Source organism: Vibrio sp. LB10LO1 (assembly GCF_010092875.1).
Classification (GTDB): domain Bacteria; phylum Pseudomonadota; class Gammaproteobacteria; order Enterobacterales; family Vibrionaceae; genus Vibrio; species Vibrio campbellii.
The window spans coordinates 47,457-73,419 of record NZ_JAADJW010000012.1; the positions used below are offsets into that span (position 1 = coordinate 47,457).

Here is a 25,963-nt window from a genome sequence, read left to right on the forward strand (position 1 = left end):
TAAAAACTCCACTAAAGTTTCACAAAAACAGTAGTACGTTTGTAAATGGACCTGTATGAGGAATTAACTATGAAGAGACAAAAGCGTGATCGCCTAGAACGAGCTCAATCTCAAGGCTACAAAGCTGGGTTGAATGGAAGGTCTCAAGAGGCTTGTCCGTATCAACAGATTGACGCTCGGTCGTATTGGTTAGGTGGTTGGCGTGATGCCAGAGATGAAAAACAATCTGGTCTCTACAAATAAACTCTCCACATACAAACAGAAGGATTTGAAAAGGCTCGTTAAGAGCCTTTTCTGCATTTGTAAGTAGCTATACCCAAGTGACTTCAAGATGCAGGATTCAGAGCGTTGTCATTGATTCGAGGTCAAGGAAAACAACGCAGCGTAATAGCCAGCTCTTTCCAAGTTGTTTGACGCAGAAGTCGAGTCAATGACACGCTCCCAAAGGGCGAGCTGTCTTGGCTTGTATACTTTGTTGTCGATTCTTGATTTAGACCCACTAGATCTTTAAATCGCCGCCGCATCTACAAACCAAGTCATTCTCGCTGAACCTAGCATCTCGAGGTTACTTGGGTATATACAAAACTAAAAAAGGCCCCTTTGAAAGGAGCCTTCTTGAATACTTGAGAGTAGGAGATTAGAAGCTTGAGGTGTCTTGGAACAAGCCTACTTTTAGATCTTTTGCTACGTAGATTTCCTTGCCGTCTACACATACACGGCCATCAGCTAGACCCATTACCAATTTACGGTTAACAACACGCTTCATGTGGATCTCGTAAGTCACTTTTTTAGCTGTTGGTAGAATTTGACCCGTAAACTTCACTTCGCCAACACCTAGAGCGCGTCCTTTACCTTTACCGCCAACCCAGCCTAGGAAGAAGCCCACAAGTTGCCACATTGCATCAAGGCCCAGGCAGCCAGGCATTACTGGGTCACCAGGGAAGTGACAATCAAAGAACCAAAGATCTGGAGTAATGTCCAATTCTGCTAGGATCAAGCCTTTACCGAAATCACCTTCAGTCTCAGACATTTTTGTGATGCGGTCCATCATCAACATGTTTGGTGCTGGTAGCTGAGGGCCTTGTGGCCATAGTTCGCCTTGGCTAGAAGCTAGAAGATCTTCACGGGTGTATGAATCACGTTTGTTTTGCATTATCAATTACTCCAATTTTTGATAGCTGCATCTTAGTGAACACGTGTACGCTAAACAACTCCGATCAGTACTAGACAAACCAGTTTTTGATGCGCTCCACAATTCCTTCTGGATGCTCGTGTCTTTCAAAGTTTTCAATACGTTCGGCTATCTTACCGATGATGCTGTCGTCTTCACCTCGGAATGGCTTGGACATCAGAAGAGGAATCGCTTCATCAACAGTAGAAACAGACCAAAGGTGGAACTCACCATTCTTAATGCTTTCTATGACATCTTTATGTAACGCAAGGTGCTTTAGGTTAGTTTTCGGCATAATCACGCCTTGCTCACCTGTGAAGCCTTGATGCTTACACACTTGGTAAAAACCTTCGATCTTTTCATTCAAGCCACCGACGGCTTGCACACGACCAAATTGGTCTACCGCACCAGTCACTGCGATCTGCTGATTAACTGGAGATTCAGATAGTGCACTTACCAAACAGCAAAGTTCCGCTAAAGAGGCGCTATCTCCATCTACTTCACTGTATGATTGCTCAAAGACAATTGACGCAGAGTAAGGTAGGGGCTCATCTAAATTCAACGCCGAGCTTACAAACGCTTGCATGATCATCATACCTTTAGCGTGCAGGTTGCCACCAAGCTCCGCTTTACGCTCAACATCTGAAATATCGCCATCACCAAAGTGAATAACACAAGAAATACGCGCAGGTTCACCATAAGAGACCGGATGTCCAGCCATATCAATAACAGTAAGACCGTTAATTTGGCCTACTTGTTCGCCGGTCGTTTCAATGATCACTTGTCCATCAAGAATGTCATCAACTGCACGCTGTGGTAGGTACGACTCACGGTAATATTTATCATCAATAGCCTGATCAATATCGTCGAATTCGATAACCGATGAGTTTGAATATTGGCTAGCAAGACCTAATAGTTGGTTGTGCCACATGACACCGAGCGGTAGATAGTGTTGATCTTCTGTGTAGCGCATCCCTGCAAGAATTAATCTTCTGAACGCTTCATTGCTCAATGTAGGATGCTGGTACTTCTGGCAAATCCAGTTTACCAAACTAATGTAATTCCTCAGGTTTTCTTGAGATAGGTGGATATCGTCTTCAACCTCTGTATACATCGTCAGACCTGCAGAGAAGTCTTCATCGACATACTCGATTTCAGCCAACTGGTTTCGGTCACCGGTAATGATCAGTTTTACATTGTATTCTTGCGGCGCAAAAGGCGATGAAGCAATTCGATTTGGAGTAAGATTAATTGGAGCAAAGCTTCCACCTTGAACCGCAGCTTTGATGTTTGGCCAGCGTGCAGCATTCGCAAGCACCAAGTTCGCAGGAATAACAAGATAGCCGCCATGTGCTTTGGAAAGTAAGCCAGATTCAAACGTCGCTTGACCATCTTGGTTCACACTGTAGCGATCAAACAGCTCTTTAGCATCGAGTGACTCTGTTGCAACAACAGGTGCTGAGGTTTTAGCCTCCAACACTTCGCTAATGAAACCTCGGTAAATCGCATTATCAGTGCAATTCACCAATAAAATGCGAGTTAATCCTTGTACACGCGTAAATCGCTCAGTGGTTGCTTCAAGCCTCGGCTGAAGGTCAATGAAAGGCTTTGCTGGGAGAGAAGTGGCGTTGCGTAAAATCTCTTCGTACTGTTCAAAAGAAGGGGTGACATCTTGCCAGTTAACTTGGTTCATTCAAATTCATCTTAATTTAGTCTTAGGGGCATTATAGCGAAACGGCGATCAACTCCCTAGCGACAATTTGACCAATCCAAAAATTCTGCAAATTCAGTTGATTAAACCTTCGACAAATGAGTGATCAACATCGATACTTTTAGGAGTTTTAATTGCCGAACCTGCACAGTTGGGTTACGCTGTCACCATACGTGCATTGAGGGTCAGAAGGATGAAATATCAGCAGCTTGAAAATTTAGAATGTGGTTGGAAATGGAAGTATCTCATTAAAAAGTGGAAAGATGGTGAAGCCGTTACTCGATACATCGATACAAGTGAAGCCGATGCTGCGATTGCTGAACTTCGTAAACTCGAGCATGAACCTACTCAAGTTCTTGCTTGGATTGAGAACCACATGTCAGAAGAGCTTGATAACAAGCTGAAACAAGCGATCCGTGCAAAGCGTAAACGTCACTTCAATGCGGAGCAAGTCCACACAAAGAAAAAATCCATAGATCTTGACTATCGAGTGTGGGAAAAGCTCTCTAACAGAGCAAACGAGCTAGGTTGCACACTATCCGATGCCATTGAGTATTTGCTGTCAGAAGCGTCTCGAAGCGAGAAGGCGAGCATGAAGGTATCATCGTTGAAAGAAGACTTGAGTAAATTGTTGTCCAGCTAAGGAGAATCATATGCTTTACGTAATATTGATTGCTGCTGTTGTCATTTTTTGGCTTATCGCTGTAGATAGACCGGTCCTAAAAGTTAAGTTCGAAAAAGGGCACATATCGAAAGTGAAAGGTCATATACCACCTTCTTTTAAACACAACCTGCAAGACATCGCCGAGCATGCTCCTTTCGATGGTGAGATGAAAGTCTACAATCAACGTACTGGGATGCGTTTAGCTTTCTCCAAAGAAGTGCCGAAAAAAGTTCAACAACGCATTAGGAACGTTTTTCCTCATCAAGGTTTTAAGTCAACCAAAGGCAAAAAACGCGCTTAAGCAAACTATCAATTACTTATTCGTGTTAGACGGGACGCATTAATTGCGTCCCGTTTTTATTTCAATAAAGTCAGTGTGTTAGAGTTTCACTTTTACGAAATCGAAAGGGAACTTCATTGCGATACACTGTCACGTTTTTGTATTTATTATTTGGGATTTCTGTTGCTACAGCTGATGATTCTGAGACGAATCCCGTGGCGAAAAAAATTAAAGCGGAGTTACAGAAGAAAACTGATAGAGAATTTGATGGTTACCATGGGTATTGTGACCTGATGATTGAAATGGAACACAAAGGTAAAAGTGCAAAGATCAAGAGGGTAAAAAGCAGTGGTGATAAACGCGTATGCCAGTTCACCAAATCAAATGTGAAAATTGGCAAACGTTATCGCTATAAATTCTCTGAAAAGTACATACGACTACACATAACAACGGGCAACTAGTATTCACTAATCATATTTCGATAATTTGAATATATTTATAAGTGGAATTAATATCACATTCCATTTACTGCTTTGGTGTTTATAGATACACTGCTGACGGAAAAGTAAAATAACGTTAGGAATATCAGTTTGTTGCTCACGCAAAAAAAATATACACAAGAAGCAATGGACATCGCAGCCAAAGTATCGAAAGAAGTCGAACTTAGACATGCAAAATGGCTAGCTAGTATGAACCACCAAGTGGATCAGTCGCAAGTGGATAAACTCCTCAGTTTACAGGGGCGTTACTGTGACGACGTGATCTTTAGTGAAGAAGACAGAATCACGCGCAACCAAAGAATACTTCTCATATGTGAACAAGAGCGAGTAAAAGAAAAACGCCAAATCGTGGAAGACAAACAGAAAACACTTCAAAAAGTCATCAGCGATGTATCGAAAGTCGCCGATCGAATGTTAATGAAGAAGCTTGAAACACTTCCAATTGAAAAATTATCGAGCAATATACCCCCATTTGAACTGTTCGCATCGTTTGCTTATTCTCCATCACTCAGCTTTTCAAAACTGACAGGCTTGGCCGGCGATAGCCACCAACTAAGCTCAACGATTATTGATCTGATTGAAAACTCTAGACTGCGTGAGCGAGGAAGTGCAGCTAAAACCAGCTCAGATGTAAGAGTTGCGATTAGTCGTCTTGGAATTGAAAATTGCCGCAAGCTATTCCCAGTCTTAATGGCACGACCAATAATGAGGTGGTCAGACAGTAATACTAAGATCCTGACTCCCAAGTTTTGGCAACAACTGGTCTTGACTGCCAACGTTACCAAAATGCGATTGGAATCGGCAGGTGTAAAAGATTCTGATTGTGGTGTTCTAATTGGAACACTTCGTAGCCTAGGAAGCATCGTGCTGATTAATCATTTCACAGACACTTTCGAAGATGCTCTTATTGAAGTCATGCTGAACTATAGAAAGATGAACAGAAAAGATGAGTATTATGCTTGTGCCGACGTTCGACCTAATTCAGCGTTCTTACCTAAAGTTATTGTTGATATGGAAGCTGTGGTCACTAAACGACTTATGGAAAGCTTTAACTGGCCGAAAAGTACAGAGAATATTAAAGTTGCCATTCTAGAAGACATAGAAAACAAACCGATCTTAGAACGCAGCATCTATGGAGCAGCATTAGCACAGGCTAGGGCGTATGCAATATACGACAGCTTATCGAGAAGCGAAGTGTTCGCAGAAAAACACAAACCATTTTGGTTTGCTAACGTTCAGATCTCAGGAGAAGCGCTATCATCCATTAGAATGAGCGCTCCAGGCAAGATGACTCTTATGATATAGAAGAGTTACGATGTCACAAAACTTCAAGCGACCAAGTCTGGTCGCTTTTTTATTGCTCTGGAAAAAGGTTAAATCGTCAGTTCGGAAACTAGTAATAGTTTCTGTTATGAACATCTAGAGCCATGATGACAGCGTAACCTAAGAGATATGAGGCTATATCGGTAACGAGGAACTCAGGCGGCCAGTCGCATCATCAATGAAAACCAGTAAACAACATTTATCAGAGCGTCCTTCGAACCAATCATGGTGAGAACCATCGATCTGAACCAGTTCTCCTAGGCAGTCTCTGCGATGACGAGGTTGGTACACCCGAGGTTGACGCTGAGCATGTGGCACCCAGAGACCATCAGCAATCATCCATTGACGTAACGTTTCATTAGAAATGGGTAAGTTATGGAGCTCAATAAGTTTTTCTCTTGCTAACGTTGGGGCAAAATCCGAATAGTGTTTACGAACAAGCCTTAAGATAGTCTGACGATAATCACTCGATATACGATTATTACTGGGCTTGCCACGAGCACCGTGCACCAAACTGGCCGCACCGGATTCTCGCAAGCGGTTCATTAAACGCTGCACTTGGCGTTCACTCAAGTTTAAGATCTGGGCAGCCTCCGAACGTCGTAAGCGACGATCACAAACGTCATTGATCACTTTGTATCGTGAAAGGTCTTTGTCACTCATAGTTACCAACATCCCAATGTTCCTTAAATAAGTTCATATAAGAATGAAGTTAGCGGTTGAACCTAAAAAAGAGACATTTTAACTTTGCTAAAAAGTGACATTACAACTTTGCGCCTACACCCTTGGTGCGCATTATATGTGTTATGTTAAATGAAATGCCAACGTACGCCAAATCTTCTCTAGATTGGTCTCCTATCCCTCTCAGATTTTAAAATACGGCGCTTTTTGATAGTGTTATTAAACATAATGGTGATTTACCATAAAATACTTAATATAGATCTTAATAATCTTACGATTGTTAAGATCTATATTAACGCGCTACGCGGTTTCAACTAACGATTGAATTGCTTCGTAGATCTCTTGTCGTCGAACTGGTTTTGAAACAAAACCGTCCATGCCGGCTTTCATGCATGTAGTCTTGTCACTTTCCAGTGCGTGAGCTGTTAACGCGATGATTGGAATATTGATGCCTTTCTGTCTGATTAGCCTCGTCGCTGTTATCCCATCCATAATTGGCATTGAGACGTCCATCAAAATGATGTCGATGTTTTGCCTTTGCTCTTCAAGAAATGCTATTGCTTCTGCGCCGTGGCTAGCAATAAAAACATTATGTCCTAACTTGTTTAAGATTAGTTTAATTACAAGTTGATTAGATGCTGTATCTTCTACAACAAGAAGGTTCACTGCTTTTGATGGACGATTGGGCTCTATCTTTACCGGTCTATCTTGATTATTTCTCGTTAATACAGGTATCTTAATTTCAAAGTGTGAGCCAACATTCTCTTCACTTTTAACGCTGATTGTTCCTCGCATCATTTCAACCAAATGTTTGGTGATAGCAAGTCCAAGGCCTGTACCTCCAAATCTTCGAGTAATCGAACTGTCTCCTTGATGGAAAGCTGTAAAAAGATGTCCGATTTTTGATTTAGGGATTCCAATTCCGGTATCCACCACTGAGATGACAAGCTCACCGTCACGCTCAATAACCGAGACATTGATGCCACCAAAATCAGTGAATTTGCTGGCGTTCCCAATTAAATTGAAAAGTACTTGAGACAATCGAGTCGAATCGATCCAATATTGCTTGTTATTATCCAAGTTACATTGGTATTCAAAACTCAGATTTTTACTTGTAGCTACCTGTTTTTGTTGGGAAATGACCAGGGTTACCGCGTCACGTAAGTTTGTCCATTGTTCGCTTAGACGAAAGCTTCCCGACTCTATTTTGGACAAATCGAGGATATCGCTAATTATCGCTAATAACAGATCTGCTGAGCACTCCATTTGATTCAAAACTTCAGATTGGCTTTCTGTTAACGTCGACTGTCTTAATATGTCGAGCATACCCAAAACCGAGTTCAAAGGGGTTCGAATCTCATGACTCATCATAGCGAGAAATTCAGATTTTGATTGGTTAGCGCGTTCTGCTTCTTCTCTTGCTTTCGCAAGTTGCGAAGTACGTACCTCTACGATACGTTGTAACTTCTCTTTCGTTTCAATATCGATTACCGCCCTTTCTATCAAAGGTCGAAACCGCCTAAGGGTTTCTTTGTTTTCGATACTAAAGTGCCCTTTTTGTGCGCCAACAAGTATGATGATAGTTTGCGTAACTTCAGAGCGAATACCAGTTAAAAGCATGGAGCTTACCTGACTTTTAATAAAGGAGTTAAGCCCCTCAAACTCCTTTAACCGCATTGGTTCAAACAGCAAAATACATTCACCACTGAGCGCCCTCTCCGATGCGTTACCCGGTAACCAGCTAGCTCTATCAAAGACGCTATTTGTCGATAGAAGTGTTTTGAAATTTTGTTGATTGCAGTCACGGGTAATGACGATGAAGTCATCAAAGTCGATGTATTTCTTTAGAACGCTGTTGAGGCCGGAAAAAATTTCGTGTCGATTACGAGCCTCACTCATAGCAGAAATGGCTGATAAGATTGCTTTGTTTTCGTCAGCTAAGAGCTTCTCTCGCTGTCTTGCCTCTTTTAGTTCGACAAGAGCCTCTTGTAACGCTTCTTGTTGGTAAATCTCTAAATATTTATCTTTCATAAGGTTTATGGAAAATTGCCGATGAAATCATCAAGTTTCCATGTCCATTTTCGCCACCTATAAATCTTCCTTGCTCACCAAAAGTAAACGGGCAAATAAAAGGTAGGTTCTCTAATTCCTGGTTAATTTGTTCACAAACGCTGTTTATGTCCTGCTTTAAGTGCAGCATAGGACCAGCACAAAAGATATTGATTACCCCTATTTTTCGAGACTCTTCTAACTTTTGATTAAATGCTGCGTTCACTACTCTTGCGGCTCTTGCGACAAGATGCTGACGACTTCCCTGCATCAACGTCAAAGATTCACCTTCTTGGATACTTGTAAAGAGCTCGATACCGCCTTGTTTGGTCTCTCTTATTGGATGTGAGAGTTTGTAGTAAGGTCTCTCGTAAAGATGCCCGGCGATTCTCCCCAATGGATAAGCACTGGAGTTGGTAAATAGAAAGCTTTCTTTGTCGGATTGTGTCTCTTGGTGATTAGTCCAATCACGGTAGACATCGAGAGCGGGTTTATTATCTATCTCGAGTAAGATGCGATCTTTCGTTTTCGTCGCAATACCTGTTATCCCCGTTGGTGAATGCCCAGCACTAAAAGCGATATCAACGGGCTGTGATGAGTAAAATAGTGTCAGGCTAACACCGTTTTGCTGAGCCCCCTGAGAAGTAATAATCGACCAGTTACCTTCGATATTATTATCCGCAGCCGACCCGCCAATGATGGGTACTAGTGTCCCAAACCTTTCATCAATACATTCAATGATGCTTTCTTCATGGCCAGGGGTTGCGTGTAAAAGGATAAGATTCGGCACCTCTCCTATTCTATCTGCATGCACCAATGCCATGTTTAATGCAGCATCTACACTCGCTTCAACATTTGCTCCAAAAGTTGAGATACCCGTACCATATGCGTGCTGGCCCGAATCATAAATCGCGAGTATAGCAATCACCGGCCCTTGGTGATAACCATGATTTGTCATTATCGCTTGGCAGGAGCTAGCACCGTGAACGGTTGTCTCGGGGAACAGCTCAACAAAAGCGCTTTGGATTACTCTGAAATCGTACTCTTCGGTGTAATAACAGACGATATGCGACAGGTTATCCTCTGTCAGCTCAGAGCGAAATCGTTTGATAGCTAAATATTCGTCGGTAATATGAGTAAATAATGATTGGCACTGCATACGATTTTATTATTGGTTATCACTTTACTGTTATACCACTGCGACAATTTAGTGCTAAGCATGACGGTATTAATTGCATAAGAAGATGTAATTATCTCGTGTCAGATCTGATTTATAAATGAACTTGGACAATGTTTTCGTTTAATTTGAAATTAATTGTCTTCTTCTCAGAAATACTATTCCAATCGATGTCACGAAATTCATCATCGATATTAATAAAATCACCCGTTTGATTTAGATCAATTTTCAGACTGTCTGTTTTTGAGCTTTCGATCGAAAACCCTTTCGAAGTCTTATTTATGATTATTTTCTCAGCACCAATTGTTACATCACATCGTTGTTTTTGTGAACAATCTACCTCTCTGTTCGTCTCGTAAGTAAAGGTGCGCCAGAAAAAGGCACCAATTAAAAGACTGAGCATGATTAAGATTTGTGCAAGTCGTGCCTTTGTTAACTTTTGTGCGGCCATAATTCCTAATATCCTTGTTACAAACTTCAAACTTTTTAAATAAAAAATGATTTCCAGAGGCCTTGTAAGGTTACTACTCTGTCATTGAATTGTTAATTCAAGTATAGTGTCACGCTGAAAATGCCACTTTTTATTAAAGTCAGCAATGGAAATAAAGTGATGATAACACTTGAATTCTAGAGTTTACTTGGGTGGTGTTACGACGCAAGTCGTGTTGGAAGTAAAGTGTAGTTAATTAGAAATTGGAAGCATGCAAATGAGCCAAGTAAAGCAGCTTGAACAAAACTACAACTATACAGTCGTTCGCCAATTTACCCTTGTGACCATTTTATGGGGCATAGTTGGTATGGCTGTTGGTGTTTTGATTGCCGCTCAGTTAGTTTGGCCACAGCTAAACTTTGATACGCCGTGGTTGACGTACAGTCGTTTACGTCCATTGCATACTAATGCGGTAATTTTTGCGTTTGGTACCAGTGCTCTGTTCGCAACATCTTATTATGTTGTTCAGCGCACCTGTCAAACTCGTCTTTTTGGTGGCCCACTCGTTGCCTTCACCTTTTGGGGTTGGCAAGCAATCATACTAGCCGCAGCAATCACCCTACCATTAGGTTTTACCTCTGGTAAGGAGTATGCTGAGTTAGAATGGCCTATTGATATTGCTATCGCGATTGTATGGGTATCATACGCGGTCGTGTTCTTTGGAACATTGGTCAAACGTAATACCTCTCACATCTACGTGGCTAACTGGTTCTTCGGTGCCTTTATCCTCACAGTAGCAGTACTTCACATCGTGAACAGCATGGCTATCCCTGTGTCACTTGGTAAATCTTACTCGATTTACTCAGGCGCGGTGGATGCGATGGTTCAATGGTGGTATGGACACAACGCGGTAGGTTTCCTACTGACCGCTGGTTTCCTAGGTATGATGTACTACTTCGTCCCTAAACAAGCTGAACGTCCTGTTTACTCTTACCGTTTATCTATCGTTCACTTCTGGGCACTTATCTCTCTATATATCTGGGCTGGCCCTCACCACCTGCATTACACAGCACTGCCTGACTGGACTCAGTCTCTTGGTATGGTGATGTCTTTGGTTCTATTTGCTCCATCTTGGGGTGGTATGATCAACGGTATTATGACGCTGTCTGGCGCATGGCATAAGCTTCGCTATGACCCAATCCTACGTTTCCTAATCGTTTCATTGTCTTTCTACGGTATGTCTACTTTTGAAGGTCCAATGATGTCTATTAAGACTGTAAACGCGCTATCGCACTACACAGACTGGACCATTGGTCACGTCCACTCTGGTGCATTAGGTTGGGTTGCAATGGTTTCCATTGGTTCTGTATACCACCTTGTCCCTCGACTGTTCGGTCAAGAGCGTATGTACTCAGTTAGCCTAATCAATGTTCACTTCTGGTTGGCAACTATCGGTACCGTTCTTTACATCGTAGCGATGTGGATCTCAGGTGTAATGCAAGGCCTAATGTGGCGTGCAGTTAACTCTGACGGCACACTGACTTACAGCTTTGTTGAATCTGTAGAAGCATCATATCCGTTCTACTTCGTACGTTTCTTAGGTGGTTTCATCTTCCTATCAGGTATGTTCCTAATGGCATACAACACGTACAAGACGGTAACTGCACCTAAAGAAAGCTTAAAAGCTATCCCTCAACCGGCATAAGGAGATTAAAGAATGAGTAATAATTCGAATAATCGCCACGAAATCCTAGAACGTAATGTCGGTTTGTTGGCTATTTTCATCGTCTTTGCAATCAGCTGGGGTGCGCTTGTAGAAATCACTCCTCTGATTTTCCAGAAGCAAACGACTGAGCCTGTAGAGAATCTACGTGCTTACACTCCTCTGGAAATGGAAGGTCGTGACATCTACATCCGTGAAGGTTGTAACGTTTGTCACAGCCAGATGATTCGTCCTTTCCGCTCTGAAACAGAGCGCTACGGTCACTACTCTGTTGCTGGTGAAAGTGTTTGGGAGCACCCATTCCTATGGGGTTCTAAGCGTACTGGTCCAGATTTGGCACGCGTAGGCGGACGTTACTCTGACGAATGGCATCGCGTTCACCTTATTGACCCGCGTGAGCTAGTACCAGAATCAAACATGCCTGGTTTCCCTTGGCTTGAAGAGAACGTGCTAGACGGCAAGCTGACACAGAAGAAACTAGAAATCTTCCGTGACCAGTTCGGTGTCCCTTATGAGGATGAAGAAATCGCGAATGCGGCTAAAGAAGTAGAAGGTAAAACAGAGATGGATGCAATCATCGCTTACCTTCAGTCTCTTGGTCATGCAATGAAGTAAGGGGGTCATATGGATTTCGGTACAATTCATAGTATTTATACCGTTGTACTCTTCGCTAGTTTTATTGGCATCGTATGGTGGGCATTTGGTAAGAAGCGTAAAGCACGCTTTGAAGAAGATGCTAACTTGGTGTTTGCTGACGAAGAACAAACGACCCCAAATAACCAAGGAGTGAAGAAGTAATGACTACATTCTGGAGTCTCTGGATTATCGTGATTACTGTCGGTACGCTAGTAGGCTGTGCGATCCTCCTGACTTGGTGCGCTAAAGACAAAATGGGCGTCGAGGAAGGGGAAGACATGGGCCACGAGTACGATGGTATTCGCGAGCTTAACAACCCTCTACCGAAATGGTGGACATACTTATTTGTGAGCACATTTGTGTTTGCAGCTGTATATCTGACTCTGTTTCCAGGACTAGGCAGCTTTAAAGGTGTTCTAAACTGGCAAAGTTCAGATCAAACTGTGCGTACGTTGGAAGAATCGAAAGAAGCCATCGCACGAGCACAGGAAAACAAACAACTTAACCAATACGCTAAAGAGTTAGATGACGCAGACGCTTACTTCGGTGAAGCATTCCGTGCACTTGCTCATAACGCAGATGGTCTACGCCCTATCCCTGAGATTGCGCAAGATCCTGAAGCAATTAAAGTTGGTCAACGTTTGTTCCTACAGAACTGTTCGCAATGTCACGGTTCTGATGCTCGCGGTCAGAAAGGCTTCCCTAACCTAACTGACGATGCATGGCTATACGGCGGTGAGCCAGCAGCTATCGTTACAACTATTATGCAAGGTCGTATCGGTCAGATGCCTGCGTGGAAAGATGCACTTGGCGAACAAGGCGTTCAAGAAGTTGTAAGCTACACATTAAGCCTATCTGGTCGTAAAGTGAACGCACGTGAAGCAGAAGCTGGTAAAGCTCGTTTCGTTGTGTGTGCAGCTTGTCACGGTACAGATGGTAAAGGTAACCCGGCTGTAGGTGCTCCTGACCTAACTGACCAAGACTGGTTATTCGGCGATTCACGCGCTGCAGTAACAGAAACAGTTATGAACGGTCGCTCTGGTGTGATGCCAGCTTGGAAGGACATTCTAGGCGAAGACAAAGTTCAACTTGTCGCGGCATACGTGTGGAGTTTAAGCAACTCTGACAATAAGTAACATTTCAATAACAGCCCCTTTCATAGGGGCTGTCTTTCCTTTAAATTTAAAGCCTTACATTTTTTCATTTAGCTGTTGAGAACTTTTTTATGGTAAAGCCTTGGTATAAACAATTTTGGCCGTGGTTCCTGATCATCCTGCCTTTAACTGTTGTGGTATGGACAATCGTTACAGTGGTCGTATTCGCCAACAACTCTGTATCTTTGGTCGCCGAGGATTACTATAAAAAAGGCAAAGGTATCAACATCGACATCAGTAAAATGAATGTCGCTCGAGACCTTGGTCTTAACGCTAGCGTTTCGTCAGATGACAACACCGTTGTTATCGCTTTCAATAAAGGCGAATTACCGCACTTCCCTGCGCTAACTGCGACGTTCACGCACCGTACGTTGCCAGACCGTGATTTCACAAAGCTTCTTACTGCTGATGCAAAAGGTAACTATCGCTTAACGCCTGAAGACTCGATTCAAGGACCATGGTTCGTTGAGCTTGAGCCACACAACAAAGAATGGATGATTCAAGGTCGAGTTGAATTCCCTGCGCAACCAACAACATTAATGAAGTAAGTCTATGTGTAAATCCTGTTATCACTGTGGTGAAGATGTACCAGCCAACACGGATTTCAAAGTAGAAATATTGGGTGAAATTCGCGACATGTGTTGTCCGGGCTGTGAAACCGTGGCTCAGACTATAGTCGATAGTGGTCTTGTCTCCTATTACCAATACCGAACTGCGCCAGCAGAAAAAGCTGACCTAGTTCCAGAGCAACTCCAAGCCCTCATTCACTATGACAACGAAGACGTTCAATCTGAGTTTGTTCGAAATAATGAAAACACATCTGAGGTTACCCTTTCTTTAGAAGGTGTTTCTTGCGCCGCTTGTGCGTGGTTAATTGAGAAACAAGTCTCTGGTGTCAAAGGTTTGATCTCCATTCGTGTCAATACCACCACGAACCGAGCTTTACTTGCGTGGGATAAAACACAAGTGCGTTTGAGTGAATTGCTTTCTGTGATTCACAAGCTTGGATACAAAGCCGCACCTTTTGAAGCAGACAAGCAAGAAGCCGCCTACCACCATACAATGAAACAATACCTGTATCGTTTGGGTATCGCGGGGCTTGCAACCATGCAAGTAATGATGCTTGCAGTAGCATTGTATTTAGAAGTCTTTGGCGATTTAGAGCCAGAGTTTAAAAACTACTTCCGCTGGGTAAGCTTAATCTTCGCGACACCTGTACTGCTCTATTCTGCTCTTCCTTTCTACCTCAATGCATGGAGGAGCATTAAAGGGCGTACCCTTGGGATGGACGTTCCTGTATCCATTGCACTCATATTTGCTTATGTGGCGAGCTTAGTTGCAACGGTGACTGAACAAGGCGAAGTGTTCTTCGAATCGATCTCGATGTTTACCTTCTTCTTGTTGGTCGGTCGATTCTTAGAGATGCGTGCTCGCCGCAAAGCAGCAGCAGCTAGTGGCAACCTTCTCAAGTTAATCCCAGCGATTGCGACGACGCTAGACGGTGAACAAATCCCGGTAAGAACCTTAAAGGTTGGTGATCGCATTCGTGTCCTTCCTGGCGAACATATACCGGCAGATGGCAAAGTGATTTCCGGTCGTATCCATATCGATGAATCTATGCTGACCGGCGAGTCCGTGCACGTGGTTAAGAAAGCCGGAGATGCCGTTTACGCAGGTACATTAAATGGTGAGGAGTCTTTCGAGCTAGAAGTAACGAACTCGAAAGCAGACTCGATGATTTCGAATATAGTCCGCCTTCAAGATGAAGCTCAGCACTCCAAACCAAAAATTGCTGAGATTGCAGACGTAGTCGCGCGCTATTTCGTTGGTGCGATTCTAATTATTTCTGCAGGAACTTGGTTTTACTGGCATCAAACTAAACCCGATGATGCGTTCTGGATTATGTTGTCTGTTCTAGTCGCAACCTGCCCATGTGCTCTATCCTTGGCAACCCCAACCGCGCTAACTTGTGCTACTTCTCGTATGGGCAACTTTGGTATTTTGCTGCGTAAAGGTCATGTATTCGAAACGCTATGTAAGATTAATCATCTTGTCGTGGATAAGACAGGCACCCTGACTAAAGGCGACATAGAAATTAGTCAAACCCAGACCTTCGCTGACTTCAATGAAACTGAAGTACTTGCGATTGCATCGGCACTTGAAGCACACGCAAACCACCCGATTGCTCGCGCATTCTCAGGGTTTGGTCAAGAAGACGTTACCGTCAGTGATGTTCAAAATATCATTGGCTCCGGTATCCAAGGTATTTGGAATACCAAGACAGTAAAAATCGGTAGTGCAAGCTTCGTTGTTGGTGAAAATCGCGATGAAGGTAACGCCGTATACCTTTCTGTCGATAATGAACATGTCGCAACCTTCTACTACCGCGATCCAATTCGTAAAGAAAGTAAAGCATTTATCCAACGTTTTGCGGATGCGGGCATTAAAACAACGTTGTTGACAGGCGATTCACTACGAAATGCACAGCCTGTTGCGGATGAAATGGGTATAGACCATGTGATCGCATCGGCAAAACCAGAAGACAAACTCGCGTATCTTAAAGGGCTAGATCAAGACGACATCACTATGATGGTTGGTGATGGTATCAACGATGCACCAACGCTGGCTGGGGCACACCTTTCTGTCGCGATGGGCGGTGGTACGGATGTTGCGAAAGCATCAGCAGATATGACGCTTCTAGGCGATAATTTAGAGAAATTATTAGAGGCAAGATTGCTTGCAATACGTACAAGAAAGATAATCCGAGAAAACTTGGCTTGGTCTTTGGGCTACAACCTGTTAATTTTGCCGCTGGCAGTTACAGGCTTAGTCGCACCATATGTTGCAGTAGTGGGTATGTCGGCAAGTTCTATCATCGTTGTATCCAACTCGTTGCGACTGCTTAAAGAGAAGTAAGTGAGAGATCAAACATGGAAAGTCTATACATATTAATCCCTATCGCCATTGTATTGGTCTGTGTTGCCGTTGCTATCTTCCTTTGGGCTGTTCGTAGTGATCAGTTTGAAGATCTAGAGCGACAAGGACACAACATTCTTCTTGATGAAGACGAAAAACCAAACAACAAAAAACAATAGCGTTTCTCTATGAGCCCAGACTTTATTGGTGCATTTATGATCGGCCTCGTTGGGGCTGGTCATTGCATGGGAATGTGTGGCGGCATCGCCTCTCTCCTTTCCATGGGCGCACCGAACAACAAACCTTCTTCCTCTATTCCTCTTTTCTATAACTTTGGCAGACTTGCAAGCTACGCTTTAATTGGCGCAATGGTTGGAGGTGCGGTATCAGGCCTTTCAGAGTTAAGCGGTCTTACCCAGTCTCTTGCGTGGCTTCGATTTGTCGCTGCACTTTTCATGATCTTAGTTGCACTATACATTGCTAAATGGTGGCAAGGACTGCTCATTGTTGAAAAAGCGGGCCAGTATATCTGGAAGTTTATTTCCCCAGCAGGACAACGCCTACTTCCCTTGAAGCACCCCTCCCATGCATTCCCATTTGGTTTTGTTTGGGGTTGGCTGCCATGCGGATTGGTCTACTCAGCGCTCACTTGGTCTGCCGTTTCGGGCAGTGCATTGAATGGCGGATTAATCATGCTAGCATTTGGGCTGGGGACTCTACCTTCGATGCTCGCGGTCGGGTATGGAGCAAGGCATTTTCAGAACCTGCAAAAATCGTTAATATTTAGAAACATCTCAGCATTAATTCTAATAAGCTATGGCATGTATACTGCCGCCGGAGCAATGAAAATGCTCGGTTTCATATAGTATGAAAGTCGATATCAGTCATTTTTTTACTACCCTTTAGAAGTAACCAGTGATAAAATATTGATGTATATCAAATAGTGAAAGGTTGTTATGATTTCTGAAAAACCTGCAACAAAGCGTATCCAATCAGGCGGTTGCGCGATTCATTGCCAAGATTGTAGCATTAGCCAACTGTGTATTCCGTTCACTCTAAACGAGTCTGAACTTGACCAGCTGGATCAAATCATCGAGCGTAAAAAGCCAATCCAAAAAGGCCAAGAGCTTTTTAAAGCAGGTGATGAGCTAAAATCTCTGTACGCTATCCGCTCTGGCACGATCAAGAGCTACACAATTACAGAACAAGGCGATGAGCAAATCACTGCGTTTCATTTAGCAGGTGACCTTGTAGGTTTCGACGCGATTACGGGTGACCTACACCCAAGTTTCGCTCAGGCACTTGAAACATCAATGGTTTGTGAGATCCCTTACGAAATCCTTGATGACCTGTCAGGAAAAATGCCTAAACTTCGTCAACAGATCATGCGTCTGATGAGTAACGAAATTAAAGGCGACCAAGAAATGATCCTTCTGCTTTCTAAAAAGAACGCGGAAGAACGTTTAGCTGCTTTCCTTTACAACCTATCAACGCGTTTCTCGCAACGTGGTTTTAGCCCTCGTGAGTTCCGTTTAACCATGACTCGTGGTGACATCGGTAACTACCTTGGCCTGACTGTTGAAACCATCAGTCGCCTACTTGGCCGCTTCCAGAAATCTGAGATTCTGAGCGTAAAAGGTAAGTACATCACCATCTTAGATCACGATGCATTGATGGAACTTGCTGGCGTTAGCAAAGACTAATCTGCCCTATCAATTGATGTAGCTCGAAAATGAGCTACATCATATTTCTTCTAAAATCCCTTCGAAAGTCCTCAAATTCTTCCTCAAACTGAGCTACAGTAAAAATGTACCTTGTGTACTCCAATATACTGATTTACCTTATATTCGGTATTTGGTTTTACAATAATAAGTGGGCTTAGATATGAGTATATACAGTAAGATCCTTGTTGTTGCTGACATCAATAACGATGAGCAGCCAGCACTTGCAAGAGCGGTTCAACTCGCTCGAAAAAGTGTATCCAGAAGCCGAATCACTTTCTTTCTGTCAATCTACGATTTTTCGTATGACATGACCTCAATGCTGTCGGTCGATGAAAGAGATGCTATGCGTCGCGGTGTTATCCACCAACGTGAACAATGGATGCGTAAGATAGCCCAACCGTATTTAGACGATAGCTTCGACTTTGATGTTTGTGTTGTTTGGCATAATCGCCCTTATGAAGCGATCATTGCTGAAGTCTTTGCTGGCGGCCACGACATCGTTATTAAAGGAACGCGTAAGCACGATGTTCTAGAATCCGTCATCTTCACTCCTACAGATTGGCATTTGTTGCGTAAGTGCCCTATCCCTGTACTTCTAATTAAAAACGCTGATTGGCCTGAACATGCGAAGATTCTTGCGTCTGTTCATGTTGGTTCGGAAAATCCAACCCATATTGATTTGAACGATTCGATGGTAGAACGCCTTAAAGAAATCACCAATCGTCTCGATGCAGAACCTTATCTCGTCAATGCTTACCCAGTTACACCGGCGAATATAACGATTGAGTTGCCTGAGTTTGACCCAACGACGTACACAGACGCCGTTCGTGGCCATCACTTAACAGCAATGAAGGCACTTCGCCAAAAACACGGCTTGAATGAAGAGCAAACTATCGTTGAACAAGGCCTACCAGAAGACATCATTCCAGCAACGGCTGAAAAGCTGAATGCAGCAATGGTTATTCTTGGTACGACAGGTCGTACAGGGCTTTCTGCAGTGTTTATTGGTAATACAGCCGAGCATGTGATTGATAAAATCAATTGCGACGTACTGGCATTAAAACCAAACGGTTACATCAGTCCGCTCGATCCAAATACAGCGACATAACAGCGCTTGTTTTTGAAATAATATAGAAATGAAAATCCCCCAATTGTTGGGGGATTTTTTATTCTGTTCACGGACCTAAGCGCGCAAATTAAAAAGGAGGCTGATTTTAGCCCCCTCTTTTCGAATTAGATGTTGGTTACATCGATAAACATTGATTCGTCGATGTTTGTCGAAGAAACTACAGCTTCACTGAATTCGTATTCTTCGCGGTTACCTTCACGGTCTAATGGAAGGTTTTCAAAGTCGAACAATTCACGGTCAGCAAGCTGGCTTGGGCTTACGTTCTGGATTGACTTGAAGATAGCTTCTACGCGACCAGGTGTTTTCTTGTCCCAATCGATAAGCATTGCCTTGATTGATTGACGTTGTAAGTTCTCTTGTGAGCCACATAGGTTACAAGGAATGATTGGGAACTCTTTGTGCTCAGCGTACTTGATTAAGTCTTTCTCACGACAGTATGTCAGTGGACGAATCACAACGTTACGGCCATCATCTGAACGAAGCTTTGGAGGCATCGCTTTAAGACGAGAACCATGGAACATGTTCAAGAACATCGTTTCTACGATATCATCCATGTGGTGGCCAAGCGCCAATTTAGTCGCGCCGATCTTCTCTGCGAATGAGTAAAGCGTACCACGACGAAGACGTGAACATAGACCACACGTTGTTTTGCCTTCTGGCACTTTCTCTTTAACAACTGAGTAAGTGTCCTTGTCTACGATGTAGTAAGGAATGTTCAGCGTTTCAAAGTAATCTGGGAGAATGTGCTCTGGGAAACCAGGTTGTTTCTGGTCAAGGTTAACTGCAACCACGTCAAACTTGATCGGTGCTGCCTTTTGTAGATTCAACAGGATATCAAGCATCGCAAATGAATCTTTACCACCACTAATACATGCCATTACAACATCGCCTTCTTCGATCATGTTGTAATCAGTAATGGCATTTCCAACATTTCTTCTTAGGCGCTTCTGAAGCTTGTTGAATTCTAGGGTTTCTTTTCTTGTATCTACTTGGTTCATTGCGGGCTCTCACATCGCCGATAAATCGACTAGGGCTTCCTAACATGGGTTTCTATGGGGCGTGGATTATACGAGCTTTTTACGCAGGATTAAATGTTTGTGTGACCGAGTCGTCAATAAATGCACTCTAAAACAGCGCGATGGGCAATAAAAACAAAAAAGAGCCGCCAAGGCAGCTCTTTCAAAATCAAATCACGATTACTTTTTCGCGTTGGGTAGATAAGGCAGAACGCGAGTCGTTGGTTGAGGAAGCGTCATATGTCCGCCTTCACCAATATCACTCAGTGCGACTTGAACTTTACCATTCACTATGGCTTTTTCTGTGCCATTGGAGAATGTAATGGTGTCATTCAACTCGTCAGCAAATTCCATCGTCACGCCTTGAACCTCTGGAGTGAACCAACCTGCAAACATACCGCCTAAATCTTCAAGCAAAGCCTGCATTTGGGGCATCAAAGGCGTAAGTTGCTCGTAAGATACGTTACCCTGTAATGGCTCTTTGGTCATCACAACTAAAGAGTAATCACAGCGCGTGTCTTTTGGTGTTTGAACGAAGACAAGAGGGTTTGCTGACTTTAAGTTCTTGTCGATCGGAATTGGAAGCTCTTTAGAAGCCGGAATCACAAACTCTTCGTAGTGCTCTTCTTTTTCCATCCATGCTTTTTCTATCTCACACAATTTCTTAGTGTCTGCGTCGACAAAGAACACACCAACTTTAACGTCGTCATGCCCTTCTTTCGCATTGTTCTTCAATTGTGTGTAGAGCTTAGAATACGTAAACATGTATTCTTGCGCGTGAGTTGCAGGCGATGCTAAGACCAGTACCGCACTGCCTAGTAAACTTAGGCTTAACTTCTTCATCCGATCCGTTATTTCTTCTATTGTGTCCAGTAAGCGTTATTGTGACGAATCATAGCTCGTAAGTCATTAACATAGGCGATGCCACGCTCAGAATACGCGAGCAAGCCATGAGTCAACTCTGATGCCGTCGCCACAGATAACAAATCCTTGTGTTTCTTTGCTAAATTAGCGCGAATATCGCGTAAATCAGCATAAGCACGGTTGCGGTTCACATTCATAAAGTAACCGTGCACCGACTCTTGTACCGAGTCGAATTTTTCTACTTCATGCGTTTTTCCTGCCCCACGATGTGCCGGGACAATTCCGCAGCCCTTCTTATAACACCATTGACCAAACAAGTTGTTTGCTTGAGTGGCAAAACGAGAGGTTCCCCACGCAGATTCATTGGCTGCTTGGGTTAAAACCAGTGCCTCAGGCAACACGTTGACACGCTTGAGCATTTCATCCAACCAAGCTTGTGTGACTGTATCATCCTTCAATGGATAGGAATAAAGTGCAGCCAAACGCTCAGCGTAAGACGTCTGCTCAGAGCCAACTTCTCCAATTTTCAGAGACGTTAAGAATGCGCGCTCTTTCTCGATACGTTGATTTTCTAACGCAATTTTCGGGCGCAGAAAGTCGAAGAAGGCGGTCTTCTTATCTTTCGTGTCCTTAATCGAGTTGAAATCAGGAATATCACCAATATAAGGAAGGTTCGACAAATCCAAGTGATTAACAGGACCATGCACCGCTTGCGAATCAGCAGTATTGCGATATACGCGGTCGTAGTGCAAATATGGTCCAACAGAAACAAAAGTGGCGGCTATTGTGATAGCCGCCACTCGTAAACTCATTGACTTTAAAGATTTAGGCATCAAACACCTGAGAATTACCATCGTGATCGTTATCATTTTGCTGTGTTGCTACGATCTTCAACTTAATCCCAAACATTTCGCGGTACAGAATCCCCTTCAAATGGAAGAAGAACGGCAGCACGAAGATCAAGCCAATTCCGTAGAACATTGCAGCAACAATAAACATCAACATCACGCCTAAGTAAAGCCCTGCGACGACAAAAAGCTTCTTGTTGATGGCACGAAGTGACAAAAGAAGTGACTGCATAGGTGGCACTCTTTTCTCACAAATCAATAGGATAGAATGGCTAAATGCTAGAGAAAGGTACAGAGATAACAACGGGAAAATCATTCCTGCTACGCCCTGCATCATCAAGCTAAACAACGTAGCTAGAATCACTGGAACGGTAAACTGAAGACCTTTGCCCACATGGCGCACTTTCGTCTTAAGACCTGCTACGTGACTCATCGCCATTAGACTAATGCCAGCGTAAATCGGTGCACTGATCACTTCGTAACTAAAGTTAGCCACATAAATAGCGGATACGATGTCAGCAGTAAAAGACTCTGGAGTTTGGATGGCATCAAGAATGACTGCGGGATCACCCAATTGAAGCTGCAAAGCAATATAGAAAATGCCCAACTGAACGAAGAGCAATAGAATGATCGCTGGTGAGAAGGACAGAAACTGTTGAATGGTAGTGCGCCAAGCTTCACTAAAAACAGCACCTGCCTTCAGTTCATACTTGCCAGAAAGAGCTCGCTCTACACTCCCTCCAAGGTTGAAATCTTTCTCAAAATCGTTGTTCATATTTTATCCAAGGCTAACTTGTAAAATTTTTTCTGGAAAACCAGTTAATTAATAAGGGCGTCATTATAAAGAAATCTTGCCAAGTCTAAAATCAGATCTCGGCTTCAATACTTGCAATCTTTGCTATTTGGTCGATAATTAACCACTCGCAAATCCATGAAATTGAAAACATTTGCACAAGAAATCAATACCTCACCTATATATAGCGGAAATGCAAATACCCCTATAAAAACAGTATGGTAAGGAATGTTTACTTTTGCCTGCAAAATTTTTTCTGTTTCAAGATAAGAAAATGCTTTGATTTCACAATTTTGGTGATTATGATGCGCGCCTCAAAAGTGAATGACTTATGTCACATCAATTGGATACAACCCAATTTGAACGTGGGAGAAATACAGACGTTGAACGCTAAACAGCAAGCAGGAAAGCCAGTAGTTCGTCTATCTGGTATTAGCAAAAGTTTCGATGGTAAGGAAATCATCGGTAATTTAAATCTGGATGTTAATCATGGTGAGTTTCTGACGATTCTTGGTCCTTCTGGTTGTGGTAAAACAACGGTTTTACGCATGATCGCGGGCTTTGAGACGGCAGATAACGGTCAAATCGTACTAGATGACCAAGATGTAACACAGGTTCCTGCAGAGCAAAGGCACGTCAACACGGTATTTCAGAGTTACGCACTCTTCCCTCATATGACCGTATTTGAAAACGTTGCTTTTGGTCTTCGCATGCAGAAAACACCTGCTGCAGAGATCGAGCCACGAGTTATGGATGCGCTACGCATGGTTCGCCTAGAAAAAATGGCACAGCGTAAGCCTCACCAACTTTCAGGTGGTCAGCAACAACGTATCGCAATTGCGCGTGCGGTTGTTAACAAACCAAAAGTACTGCTGCTAGATGAATCTCTATCTGCACTTGATTACAAACTACGTAAGCAAATGCAAATCGAGCTTAAACAGCTTCAGCGTCAACTTGGTATTACCTTTATCTTCGTTACGCACGATCAGGAAGAAGCTCTATCGATGTCTGACCGCATTATTGTTATGCGTGACGGTGTTATCGAACAAGACGGCTCTCCACGTGAGATTTACGAAGAGCCTAAGAACCTATTTGTTGCTCGCTTTATCGGTGAGATCAACGTATTCAATGCAACCATGCTAGAGCGTATCGACGAGAAACGTATCCGTGCAGAAATCGAAGGCGTTGAATCCGTTGTTTACTACGATCAAGAAGCACAATCCGGTGACAAACTACAAGTACTACTTCGCCCAGAAGACTTACGCATCGAAGAGATCAAAGAGTCTGAAGAAAAAGGCATCGTAGGTCACGTAACAGAGCGTACCTATAAAGGTATGACGCTTGATTCAGTTATCCAGTTGGATTCAGGCATGCGCGTGATGGTAAGCGAATTCTTTAACGAAGATGATCCAGATGTGGACCACTCACTCGGCCAGAAAGTCGCTATTACTTGGGTTGAGAGCTGGGAGGTAGTACTAAATGATAAGCAAGAAGCTTAATCTTCAGAACGCGATCATTACCCTAATCGTTGGCTGGCTAACACTGTTTGTGTTAGTACCAAACCTAATGATTATCGGTACGAGTTTCTTGACGCGTGATGAAGCGAACCTAATTGAATTAACGTTTACTTTCGACAACTACCTTCGCCTACTCGATCCTCTGTATGCAAAAGTGCTGATGCACTCTTTCTACATGGCGATCATCGCAACTTTGTTGTGTTTGGTGATTGGTTATCCATTTGCTTACATCGTAGCGAAAATGCCTGAAAAATGGCGTCCGTTCATGTTGTTCTTGGTGATTGTACCGTTTTGGACTAACTCTCTGATCCGTACGTACGGCTTAAAGATTGTTCTAGGTACTCAGGGCATTTTGAACAAATCTTTGATGGCAATGGAAATCATCGATAAGCCGATGCGTTTAATGTATACCGAAACAGCAGTAATGATCGGTCTTGTGTACATCTTGCTTCCATTTATGATTTTGCCGCTTTACTCGGCAATCGAGAAGTTAGACAACACATACATCGAGGCCGCAAAAGACCTTGGTGCGAACAAGTTCCAAACCATTACTAAAGTGATTCTACCTCTGACAATGCCTGGCATTATCGGTGGTTGTTTGTTGGTTCTGCTACCTGCACTAGGTATGTTCTACATCTCTGACCTTCTTGGCGGCGCGAAGAACCTACTGATCGGTAACGTTATTAAGAGTCAGGTATTGAACGCTCGTGACTGGCCATTTGGTGCTGCGACCAGTATCGCCCTCACCTTCGCAATGGCTGTGATGCTTTACGCTTACTACAGAGCAGGCAAACTATTGAATAAGAAAGTGGAGCTAGACTAATGGGACGCACAGTTAGATTTAGCTTTATGGCGCTGGTATATGCATTTTTGTATCTGCCAATCATCGTCTTAATTGTTAACTCATTTAATGCCAACAAATTTGGTATGAAATGGGGTGGTTTTACCACCAAGTGGTACGAAACCTTAGTTAATAACGACAGCCTAATGCAGGCTGCATGGCATTCATTGAACGTCGCGGTATTTTCTGCAACAGCTGCTACTATTATTGGTAGTTTGACAGCAGTTGCCCTATTCCGTTACTCGTTCAAAGGTAAAGGTGCGGTAAACGGCATGCTGTTTGTCGTAATGATGTCTCCAGATATTGTAATGGCGATTTCATTGCTTGCTCTGTTCCTAGTATTAGGCGCACAGCTTGGCTTCTTTACTCTATTGATTGCTCACATCACCTTCTGTCTACCGTTTGTTGTGGTAACAGTGTACAGCCGCTTAAACGGCTTTGATGTGAAGATGTTGGAAGCAGCAAAAGACCTTGGCGCAAGCGAATGGGTAATCTTGAAACAGATCATCCTTCCTCTTGCTAAGCCAGCGGTTGCTGCGGGTTGGCTACTGAGCTTTACCCTGTCTCTGGACGATGTAATTATTAGCTCGTTCGTAACAGGCCCAACATACGAAATCCTACCATTGAAGATTTACTCAATGGTTAAGGTGGGTATTTCACCGGAAGTGAACGCCCTTGCAACGGTGATGTTGATTGTTTCTTTGGTCTTGGTAGTAATTTCTCAGTTGCTAGCAAGAGAAAAAGTGAAGTAGAATCCGCACCCGTTAAAATCACGAAACAGAATGGTTACATGCCATTCTGTTTTTCTATCTATCG

General features: G+C 43.3%; 27 protein-coding genes and 1 pseudogene. 18 read left to right on the plus strand and 10 right to left on the minus strand.

Annotated elements, in window-relative coordinates:
• The first annotated feature begins 69 nt into the window (after positions 1–69).
• Positions 70–243, plus strand: coding sequence for a ribosome modulation factor (gene rmf / locus GXP65_RS10795; protein WP_005532367.1), 174 nt, complete (start codon positions 70–72; stop codon positions 241–243).
• Between the two features lie 394 nt (positions 244–637).
• Here rmf and fabA read toward each other — a convergent pair whose 3' ends face one another.
• Positions 638–1,153, minus strand: a complete 516-nt coding sequence (gene fabA / locus GXP65_RS10800) for a bifunctional 3-hydroxydecanoyl-ACP dehydratase/trans-2-decenoyl-ACP isomerase (RefSeq protein ID WP_010647877.1) — start codon at positions 1,151–1,153, stop codon at positions 638–640.
• 70 nt (positions 1,154–1,223) lie between these two features.
• Positions 1,224–2,864: a Lon protease family protein gene (locus GXP65_RS10805; RefSeq protein WP_162092771.1), complete on the minus strand. Its 1,641-nt coding sequence runs from the start codon at positions 2,862–2,864 to the stop codon at positions 1,224–1,226.
• A 211-nt stretch (positions 2,865–3,075) separates the two neighbouring features.
• On the opposite strand from GXP65_RS10805, the gene matP reads away from it, so the two are divergent.
• The 4 genes from matP (at position 3,076) to GXP65_RS10825 (ending at position 5,631) form a co-directional block, all read left to right on the plus strand.
• Positions 3,076–3,525 (plus strand): macrodomain Ter protein MatP, encoded by a 450-nt coding sequence (gene matP, locus GXP65_RS10810; RefSeq protein WP_005429851.1) that lies wholly within the window; start codon positions 3,076–3,078, stop codon positions 3,523–3,525.
• A 10-nt stretch (positions 3,526–3,535) separates the two neighbouring features.
• A complete protein-coding gene (locus tag GXP65_RS10815; RefSeq protein WP_005429845.1) occupies positions 3,536–3,847 on the plus strand; it encodes a DUF3634 family protein in 312 nt (103 codons plus the stop codon).
• Between the two features lie 116 nt (positions 3,848–3,963).
• Positions 3,964–4,287 carry a hypothetical protein gene (locus GXP65_RS10820; RefSeq protein WP_038890259.1) on the plus strand — a complete coding sequence of 108 codons (324 nt, stop codon included), beginning with the start codon at positions 3,964–3,966 and terminating at the stop codon, positions 4,285–4,287.
• Positions 4,288–4,416: 129 nt separating this feature from the next.
• Positions 4,417–5,631: an HDOD domain-containing protein gene (locus tag GXP65_RS10825; protein WP_162092772.1), complete on the plus strand. Its 1,215-nt coding sequence runs from the start codon at positions 4,417–4,419 to the stop codon at positions 5,629–5,631.
• 174 nt (positions 5,632–5,805) lie between these two features.
• Here GXP65_RS10825 and GXP65_RS10830 read toward each other — a convergent pair.
• The 4 genes and pseudogenes from GXP65_RS10830 to GXP65_RS10845 form a co-directional block, all read right to left on the minus strand.
• Positions 5,806–6,312, minus strand: a pseudogene (locus GXP65_RS10830) (helix-turn-helix domain-containing protein); the annotation flags it as partial.
• A 318-nt stretch (positions 6,313–6,630) separates the two neighbouring features.
• A complete protein-coding gene (locus GXP65_RS10835) occupies positions 6,631–8,361 on the minus strand; it encodes a response regulator (RefSeq protein WP_162092773.1) in 1,731 nt (576 codons plus the stop codon).
• A complete protein-coding gene (locus tag GXP65_RS10840) occupies positions 8,351–9,538 on the minus strand; it encodes an FIST N-terminal domain-containing protein (protein ID WP_162092774.1) in 1,188 nt (395 codons plus the stop codon). The genes GXP65_RS10835 and GXP65_RS10840 overlap by 11 nt, the downstream gene beginning before the upstream one ends.
• A 112-nt stretch (positions 9,539–9,650) precedes the next feature.
• Positions 9,651–10,007: a hypothetical protein gene (locus GXP65_RS10845; RefSeq protein ID WP_043883267.1), complete on the minus strand. Its 357-nt coding sequence runs from the start codon at positions 10,005–10,007 to the stop codon at positions 9,651–9,653.
• Positions 10,008–10,263: 256 nt separating this feature from the next.
• Here GXP65_RS10845 and ccoN point away from each other — a divergent pair, with 256 nt between their 5' ends.
• The 10 genes from ccoN (at position 10,264) to uspE (ending at position 19,247) form a co-directional block, all read left to right on the plus strand.
• Entirely contained in the window at positions 10,264–11,691 is a 1,428-nt protein-coding gene (gene ccoN / locus GXP65_RS10850; protein ID WP_005429859.1) for a cytochrome-c oxidase, cbb3-type subunit I, read from the plus strand.
• A 12-nt stretch (positions 11,692–11,703) separates the two neighbouring features.
• Complete coding sequence (gene ccoO, locus GXP65_RS10855) at positions 11,704–12,324, plus strand: cytochrome-c oxidase, cbb3-type subunit II (RefSeq protein ID WP_005429861.1); 621 nt, start codon at positions 11,704–11,706, stop codon at positions 12,322–12,324.
• 9 nt (positions 12,325–12,333) lie between these two features.
• The gene (locus tag GXP65_RS10860) at positions 12,334–12,507 is read left to right on the plus strand and encodes a CcoQ/FixQ family Cbb3-type cytochrome c oxidase assembly chaperone (RefSeq protein WP_005429887.1); all 174 of its coding nucleotides are present in this window, start codon (positions 12,334–12,336) and stop codon (positions 12,505–12,507) included.
• Positions 12,507–13,481 carry a cytochrome-c oxidase, cbb3-type subunit III gene (gene ccoP / locus GXP65_RS10865; RefSeq protein ID WP_005429865.1) on the plus strand — a complete coding sequence of 325 codons (975 nt, stop codon included), beginning with the start codon at positions 12,507–12,509 and terminating at the stop codon, positions 13,479–13,481. Before GXP65_RS10860 ends, ccoP begins: the two co-directional genes overlap by 1 nt.
• An 89-nt stretch (positions 13,482–13,570) precedes the next feature.
• Positions 13,571–14,047 (plus strand): FixH family protein, encoded by a 477-nt coding sequence (locus GXP65_RS10870; protein WP_051118131.1) that lies wholly within the window; start codon positions 13,571–13,573, stop codon positions 14,045–14,047.
• A 4-nt stretch (positions 14,048–14,051) separates the two neighbouring features.
• Complete coding sequence (locus GXP65_RS10875) at positions 14,052–16,415, plus strand: heavy metal translocating P-type ATPase metal-binding domain-containing protein (protein WP_162092775.1); 2,364 nt, start codon at positions 14,052–14,054, stop codon at positions 16,413–16,415.
• 14 nt (positions 16,416–16,429) lie between these two features.
• Positions 16,430–16,594 carry a cbb3-type cytochrome oxidase assembly protein CcoS gene (gene ccoS, locus GXP65_RS10880; RefSeq protein WP_005429857.1) on the plus strand — a complete coding sequence of 55 codons (165 nt, stop codon included), beginning with the start codon at positions 16,430–16,432 and terminating at the stop codon, positions 16,592–16,594.
• A gap of 9 nt (positions 16,595–16,603) precedes the next feature.
• A complete protein-coding gene (locus tag GXP65_RS10885; RefSeq protein ID WP_162092776.1) occupies positions 16,604–17,281 on the plus strand; it encodes a sulfite exporter TauE/SafE family protein in 678 nt (225 codons plus the stop codon).
• Positions 17,282–17,371: 90 nt separating this feature from the next.
• Positions 17,372–18,118: an FNR family transcription factor gene (locus tag GXP65_RS10890; RefSeq protein ID WP_005429849.1), complete on the plus strand. Its 747-nt coding sequence runs from the start codon at positions 17,372–17,374 to the stop codon at positions 18,116–18,118.
• 181 nt (positions 18,119–18,299) lie between these two features.
• Positions 18,300–19,247 carry a universal stress protein UspE gene (gene uspE / locus GXP65_RS10895; RefSeq protein WP_005429885.1) on the plus strand — a complete coding sequence of 316 codons (948 nt, stop codon included), beginning with the start codon at positions 18,300–18,302 and terminating at the stop codon, positions 19,245–19,247.
• A 125-nt stretch (positions 19,248–19,372) separates the two neighbouring features.
• Here uspE and ttcA read toward each other — a convergent pair whose 3' ends face one another.
• The 4 genes from ttcA to GXP65_RS10915 form a co-directional block, all read right to left on the minus strand.
• Positions 19,373–20,266 (minus strand): tRNA 2-thiocytidine(32) synthetase TtcA, encoded by an 894-nt coding sequence (gene ttcA, locus GXP65_RS10900; RefSeq protein ID WP_162092777.1) that lies wholly within the window; start codon positions 20,264–20,266, stop codon positions 19,373–19,375.
• Positions 20,267–20,464: 198 nt separating this feature from the next.
• Complete coding sequence (locus tag GXP65_RS10905) at positions 20,465–21,127, minus strand: DUF2987 domain-containing protein (protein WP_050905640.1); 663 nt, start codon at positions 21,125–21,127, stop codon at positions 20,465–20,467.
• A gap of 17 nt (positions 21,128–21,144) precedes the next feature.
• Entirely contained in the window at positions 21,145–21,981 is an 837-nt protein-coding gene (locus GXP65_RS10910; protein WP_050913321.1) for a glucosaminidase domain-containing protein, read from the minus strand.
• Positions 21,974–22,771: a hypothetical protein gene (locus GXP65_RS10915; protein ID WP_005528450.1), complete on the minus strand. Its 798-nt coding sequence runs from the start codon at positions 22,769–22,771 to the stop codon at positions 21,974–21,976. The genes GXP65_RS10910 and GXP65_RS10915 overlap by 8 nt, the downstream gene beginning before the upstream one ends.
• A gap of 323 nt (positions 22,772–23,094) precedes the next feature.
• Between GXP65_RS10915 and potA the strand changes: the two genes are divergently transcribed.
• From potA to potC, 3 genes are read left to right on the plus strand one after another with little or no spacing between them, the layout of a single operon-like run.
• A complete protein-coding gene (gene potA / locus GXP65_RS10920; protein WP_205455500.1) occupies positions 23,095–24,288 on the plus strand; it encodes a spermidine/putrescine ABC transporter ATP-binding protein PotA in 1,194 nt (397 codons plus the stop codon).
• Complete coding sequence (gene potB / locus GXP65_RS10925; RefSeq protein ID WP_010447924.1) at positions 24,269–25,129, plus strand: spermidine/putrescine ABC transporter permease PotB; 861 nt, start codon at positions 24,269–24,271, stop codon at positions 25,127–25,129. The genes potA and potB overlap by 20 nt, the downstream gene beginning before the upstream one ends.
• Positions 25,129–25,899 (plus strand): spermidine/putrescine ABC transporter permease PotC, encoded by a 771-nt coding sequence (potC, locus tag GXP65_RS10930; protein WP_005389180.1) that lies wholly within the window; start codon positions 25,129–25,131, stop codon positions 25,897–25,899. Before potB ends, potC begins: the two co-directional genes overlap by 1 nt.
• Positions 25,900–25,963: the final 64 nt, after the last annotated feature.

What these genes read in the sequence shown, in the direction of transcription:
- rmf (WP_005532367.1), top strand. Translation starts at nt 70, where the DNA reads ATGAAGAGACAAAAGCGTGATCGCCTAGAACGAGCTCAATCTCAAGGC.
- fabA (WP_010647877.1), bottom strand. Translation starts at nt 1,153, where the DNA reads ATGCAAAACAAACGTGATTCATACACCCGTGAAGATCTTCTAGCTTCT.
- GXP65_RS10805 (WP_162092771.1), bottom strand. Translation starts at nt 2,864, where the DNA reads ATGAACCAAGTTAACTGGCAAGATGTCACCCCTTCTTTTGAACAGTAC.
- matP (WP_005429851.1), top strand. Translation starts at nt 3,076, where the DNA reads ATGAAATATCAGCAGCTTGAAAATTTAGAATGTGGTTGGAAATGGAAG.
- GXP65_RS10815 (WP_005429845.1), top strand. Translation starts at nt 3,536, where the DNA reads ATGCTTTACGTAATATTGATTGCTGCTGTTGTCATTTTTTGGCTTATC.
- GXP65_RS10835 (WP_162092773.1), bottom strand. Translation starts at nt 8,361, where the DNA reads ATGAAAGATAAATATTTAGAGATTTACCAACAAGAAGCGTTACAAGAG.
- GXP65_RS10840 (WP_162092774.1), bottom strand. Translation starts at nt 9,538, where the DNA reads ATGCAGTGCCAATCATTATTTACTCATATTACCGACGAATATTTAGCT.
- GXP65_RS10845 (WP_043883267.1), bottom strand. Translation starts at nt 10,007, where the DNA reads ATGGCCGCACAAAAGTTAACAAAGGCACGACTTGCACAAATCTTAATC.
- ccoN (WP_005429859.1), top strand. Translation starts at nt 10,264, where the DNA reads ATGAGCCAAGTAAAGCAGCTTGAACAAAACTACAACTATACAGTCGTT.
- ccoO (WP_005429861.1), top strand. Translation starts at nt 11,704, where the DNA reads ATGAGTAATAATTCGAATAATCGCCACGAAATCCTAGAACGTAATGTC.
- GXP65_RS10860 (WP_005429887.1), top strand. Translation starts at nt 12,334, where the DNA reads ATGGATTTCGGTACAATTCATAGTATTTATACCGTTGTACTCTTCGCT.
- ccoP (WP_005429865.1), top strand. Translation starts at nt 12,507, where the DNA reads ATGACTACATTCTGGAGTCTCTGGATTATCGTGATTACTGTCGGTACG.
- GXP65_RS10870 (WP_051118131.1), top strand. Translation starts at nt 13,571, where the DNA reads ATGGTAAAGCCTTGGTATAAACAATTTTGGCCGTGGTTCCTGATCATC.
- GXP65_RS10875 (WP_162092775.1), top strand. Translation starts at nt 14,052, where the DNA reads ATGTGTAAATCCTGTTATCACTGTGGTGAAGATGTACCAGCCAACACG.
- ccoS (WP_005429857.1), top strand. Translation starts at nt 16,430, where the DNA reads ATGGAAAGTCTATACATATTAATCCCTATCGCCATTGTATTGGTCTGT.
- GXP65_RS10885 (WP_162092776.1), top strand. Translation starts at nt 16,604, where the DNA reads ATGAGCCCAGACTTTATTGGTGCATTTATGATCGGCCTCGTTGGGGCT.
- GXP65_RS10890 (WP_005429849.1), top strand. Translation starts at nt 17,372, where the DNA reads ATGATTTCTGAAAAACCTGCAACAAAGCGTATCCAATCAGGCGGTTGC.
- uspE (WP_005429885.1), top strand. Translation starts at nt 18,300, where the DNA reads ATGAGTATATACAGTAAGATCCTTGTTGTTGCTGACATCAATAACGAT.
- ttcA (WP_162092777.1), bottom strand. Translation starts at nt 20,266, where the DNA reads ATGAACCAAGTAGATACAAGAAAAGAAACCCTAGAATTCAACAAGCTT.
- GXP65_RS10905 (WP_050905640.1), bottom strand. Translation starts at nt 21,127, where the DNA reads ATGAAGAAGTTAAGCCTAAGTTTACTAGGCAGTGCGGTACTGGTCTTA.
- GXP65_RS10910 (WP_050913321.1), bottom strand. Translation starts at nt 21,981, where the DNA reads ATGCCTAAATCTTTAAAGTCAATGAGTTTACGAGTGGCGGCTATCACA.
- GXP65_RS10915 (WP_005528450.1), bottom strand. Translation starts at nt 22,771, where the DNA reads ATGAACAACGATTTTGAGAAAGATTTCAACCTTGGAGGGAGTGTAGAG.
- potA (WP_205455500.1), top strand. Translation starts at nt 23,095, where the DNA reads ATGCGCGCCTCAAAAGTGAATGACTTATGTCACATCAATTGGATACAA.
- potB (WP_010447924.1), top strand. Translation starts at nt 24,269, where the DNA reads ATGATAAGCAAGAAGCTTAATCTTCAGAACGCGATCATTACCCTAATC.
- potC (WP_005389180.1), top strand. Translation starts at nt 25,129, where the DNA reads ATGGGACGCACAGTTAGATTTAGCTTTATGGCGCTGGTATATGCATTT.